This window comes from Centipeda sp. (in: firmicutes) (genome assembly GCF_057271695.1).
The window spans coordinates 1-4,582 of the sequence record NZ_DBHIVL010000115.1; the positions used below are offsets into that span (position 1 = coordinate 1).

Below are 4,582 nucleotides of genomic sequence, written 5' to 3' on the forward strand. Positions count from 1 at the left end.
GGACGAAAAAATCTACGCCAATCTGACGGACTTCATTTTATCAGCGATTCCCTGAGTTTCTGGCTCTGTCGAAATATCGGCGGAGCTTTTTCTCAAAAATAAAAGTCAAAAAATCAAAGAAAGTATTTGACTTTTTGACCTTAACTGCTATAATGGGTTCATAAAGACAAATATTCGATGGAGGGACACATTATGGAACAGGATAAATACACAGCGCGCACGCTTGCGGCACTGCAGTCGGCACAGCAGATTGCGGCGATGCGCTATCATCAGGAAATCACGTCGGTGCACGTGCTGCTTGCACTTGCAAAGGAGCCGGAGGGGCTGCTCGCAACCATCTTTGATGTCTGCGGTGTTGATCTGCCCCTGCTCAAGGCACGGCTCGAAAAGGAGCTTGCCGCCATTCCGAGCGTGCGCGGGACAAACCGCCTTGGCATGGGGATGGACATGGTGCGCGTGCTCGGACGTGCCGAGGAACTGGCGAAGTCGATGAAGGACGAGTACGTCTCGACCGAGCATCTGCTGCTCGCGCTCATCACGGATGGGAGCGACGAGGTGCAGTTGATTGCGCGTGAGTTCCGGCTGACGAAGAGTGCGGTGCAGGATGCGATCCAGAAGCATCGCAAGCAGAACGTCACGAGCGACAACCCCGAGGAGGGGTACCAGTCGCTCGAGAAATACGGGCGCGATCTGACGGCGGCGGCGCGTGCAAACAAGCTCGACCCCGTGATCGGGCGTGACGAGGAGATCCGTCGTTCAATCGAAATTCTCTCGCGCCGTACGAAGAACAACCCCGTGCTCATCGGTGAGCCGGGTGTCGGCAAGACGGCGATTGTCGAGGGGCTTGCCCGCCGTATTGTGGCGGGGGATGTGCCCGAGTCGCTGAAGAATAAGACGCTCTACTCGCTCGACATGGGCGCACTGGTCGCGGGCGCGAAGTTCCGCGGCGAGTTCGAGGAACGTCTCAAGGGTGTGCTGAACGAGATTGCAAAGTCTGAGGGGCAGATACTGCTCTTTATCGACGAGGTGCATACGGTCGTCGGCGCGGGCGCAGCAGAAGGCGCGATGGATGCGGGCAACCTGTTGAAGCCGCTCCTCGCGCGTGGCGAGCTGCGCTGCATCGGTGCAACGACGCTGAATGAGTACCGCAAATACATCGAGAAGGACACGGCTCTCGAACGCCGCTTCCAGCCCGTCATGGTCGGCGAGCCGAGCGTGGAGGATACGATCTCCATTCTGCGCGGACTGAAGGAACGCTACGAGGTGCATCACGGCGTGCGCATCCGCGACGCGGCACTCGTGGCGGCGGCGACACTTTCCGACCGCTACATTTCCGACCGATTCCTGCCGGACAAGGCGATCGACCTCGTTGACGAGGCGGCAGCAAAGCTGCGCACGGAGATCGAGTCCATGCCCGCACCGCTGGACGAGATCCGGCGCAAGATCCTCCAGCTCGACATTGAGGAAGAGGCACTGAAAAAGGAGACGGACGAGGCATCGAAGGAAAAGCTCGCCGCTCTTGTTGCGGAGAAGGAGCAGCTCCACGCCGAGGAAGCGAAACTTCAAGAGAAGTGGGAGAGTGAGACGCAGGCGATCTTGCGCGTGCGCGCCATCAAAAAGGAGATGGACGAACTGCGCGGTGAGATGGAGGCAGCGGAGCGTGCCCAGAACCTCGCGCGCGCTTCGGAGCTGAAATACGGCAAGATGCCGGAACTTGAGAAGAAGCTCGCGGATGAGGAAGCGGCGATTGCCGCCAAATCCGAGGGCGAGCGGATGCTCAAGGAGGAAGTCGGCGAGGAGGACATTGCGCGTGTCGTCAGCCGTTGGACGGGGATTCCCGTGACGAAGATGATGACGGGTGAGCGCGAGAAACTGCTCCACCTTGAGGAGGTACTGCACGAGCGCGTCGTCGGACAGGACGAGGCGGTGACGGCGGTCAGCGAGGCGATCCTGCGTGCACGCGCGGGCATCAAGGATCCGAACCGTCCGATCGGTTCGTTTATCTTCCTCGGCCCCACGGGCGTAGGAAAGACGGAGCTTGCAAAGACACTTGCCGAATCTCTCTTTGACGATGAGCGGAGCATGATCCGCATCGACATGAGCGAGTATATGGAGAAACACAGTGTTTCACGTCTCATCGGTGCGCCTCCGGGCTACGTCGGCTACGATGAGGGCGGACAGCTGACGGAGGCGGTGCGCCGCCGCCCGTACAGCGTCATTCTGCTCGACGAGATCGAGAAGGCGCATCGCGACGTGTTCAACGTGCTGCTGCAGATCCTCGACGACGGGCGTCTGACGGACGGCAAGGGGCGTGTCGTGAACTTCAAGAACACGGTCATCATCATGACGAGCAACCTCGGCTCGCATGAGATTCTGAGCAAGGACTATGCGGAGGCAGAGACAGCGGTGCGTGCGCTCCTGCGCGAGTATTTCCGCCCCGAGTTCCTGAACCGCGTGGACGATACGATTGTGTTCAAGGCTCTTACAAAGGACGATGTGAAGCGCATCGCGGCACTCATGCTCGCGGCACTCAGCAAGCGTCTTGAGCGTCAGGCGGATATTCAGCTGACGTGGGATGAGGCGGCACTCACGGCACTTGCCGATGAGGGCTTTGACCCCGACTTTGGTGCGCGTCCGCTCCGCCGACTGCTGACTCACACGGTCGAGACGTCACTCTCAAAGAAGATCATCGCGGGCGATGTACGCGGCGGTGATACCGTGGAACTCGGGTTTGATGGGTCGACCTTTACCTTCAAAAATCTGTAATATATGGGGACTGCTCTTTTTCGGAGCAGTCTTTTTCTTTGTTTCGTACCAAAGGTTACAGCCTTTCTTCACCGTTCTGCGTTATAATCGTCACACAGAGATGACAAAGAGCATTTGACATATAAAGGAGCTTTGACGATGGAGAAGATACTGGATCTGAAAAAGACGGTCGCCGAATTGGTGGAGGAGAATCCCGAAGTCAGTGAGATTATGGCGGAGATCGGCTTTAAGGAGATTACGAACCCCGTTGCGCTGAACGTGATGGGGCGCATCATGACGATTCCGCGCGGTGCGGCGGTGAAGGGCATCGACCTCGCGAAGGTGATCGCGGCGTTCGAGGAGCGCGGCTATCAGGTCATCAGTGAGGATGCACAGTCGCGTCAGGGGCGCATACGGAACTTTATCGAGCGTCTTTCCGGCGGTGAGGATCTTGAGTCTGTCCGAAAGGACTTCGTGCAGGAGTTCAGCCACGTTGACGCGCAGGAAATCATGACGGCAGAGCAGACGCTCATCAAGGAAGGAATGCCCGTCAGTGAGGTACAGCGTCTCTGTGACGTGCATTCGGCGCTCTTTCACGGCGTCGCAAGCGAGCCGCCGCCGGGTGCGCTCTCACATGATGAGATACATGCGCAGGCAGCATCGGTGAATCCTGACGACATCGATGCACTGCCAGAGGGGCATCCGCTTACGATCCTGCGTGCGGAGAATGCAGCACTCGAGACCCTGCTCGACACGATTGAGGCTGAGCTGGACGGTGCAAAGCGGACGGATGTCATGCTCCGGCACATCCTTGCGCTCGGCGATGTGCGCTCGCACTACATCAAGAAGGAAGAGCTGCTGATGCCGCTTCTCTATGACTACGGTGTCACGGGACCCTCGCAGGTCATGTGGGGCATCGACGATGAGATGAAGCGCGAGCTCGCGATGATTATCAAGGCACTCAAGGCGGATGCGGAGACGCTGCCGCTGTACGAGGCGCGCATCCGTGCACTCGCACAGCGCATTCGTGAGATGATCTTCAAGGAGGAGAAGATTCTCTTTCCGCTCAGCCTGCGCTATTTCACGCAGATGGAATGGTATCGCTGCTATCATGATCTGCCGGACATGGGCATCTCGTTCGGCATTCCCATCCCTGCGTGGGAGGCGGCGCAGCCGTGGCTCGATCAGGAGGCAGCGCGTCTCGCACAGTCTCAGGTGGGGGGGAAGCTCCAGTTTCCGACCGGTGAGCTCTCGATGGAGCAGCTGACGACGATTCTTCAGCTGCTGCCCGTGGATATCACCTTTATCGACAAGGATGATGTCGTCCGCTTCTTCACAAACGAGGGGCAGGTGTTTACGCGTCCGCTGTCCGCACTTGGGCGGGACGTGATGAACTGCCACCCGCCCGAGATCATCCCTGTCGTACGGAATCTGATTGCGGACTTCAAGGCAAAGAAGCGCACGCAGATGATTGTGCACCGCTACATCCGCGAGCGTCCGATCCGCGTGCACTATCAGGCAATGTACGATAAGTCGGGCACGTACATCGGCACGGTCGAGTTCGTGACCGACCACGCAGAGCCGCTGGAAAAATTCCGTCGCTAAATATTGGCATTGCGGCAATCCCCCACGCGAACACTTCGTTGCGCAAGGGGTCGCTATGGGGGACATGCCACATTCCAAGCATATAACTCAGCCTGTCAAGAAAAATACTTGACAGGCTTTTCGTTTGCCGCTATAATTCCAACAGTGTTTAGGAAGCACTGATAAATTCAGCCACGTCATCTTGACGCATCTTTTTTGCCCGCACTTCGTCGGCAAATCCTCCACATAGCTT

The 4,582-nt window shown here is 57.9% G+C and carries 2 protein-coding genes; both read left to right on the forward strand.

All coding sequences use genetic code 11. The features are described 5' to 3' along the window. Window positions 1-192 precede the first annotated feature (192 nt). Window positions 193-2,766, forward strand: a complete 2,574-nt coding sequence (gene clpB / locus ACO6BQ_RS11955; protein WP_489121245.1) for an ATP-dependent chaperone ClpB — start codon at window positions 193-195, stop codon at window positions 2,764-2,766. A gap of 138 nt (window positions 2,767-2,904) precedes the next feature. Next, the gene (locus ACO6BQ_RS11960) at window positions 2,905-4,350 is read left to right on the forward strand and encodes a DUF438 domain-containing protein (protein ID WP_489121247.1); all 1,446 of its coding nucleotides are present in this window, start codon (window positions 2,905-2,907) and stop codon (window positions 4,348-4,350) included. The last annotated feature ends 232 nt before the right edge of the window (window positions 4,351-4,582 follow it).

Coding starts and splice junctions, on each gene's coding strand:
- clpB (WP_489121245.1), top strand. CDS start 193: ATGGAACAGGATAAATACACAGCGCGCACGCTTGCGGCACTGCAGTCG.
- ACO6BQ_RS11960 (WP_489121247.1), top strand. CDS start 2,905: ATGGAGAAGATACTGGATCTGAAAAAGACGGTCGCCGAATTGGTGGAG.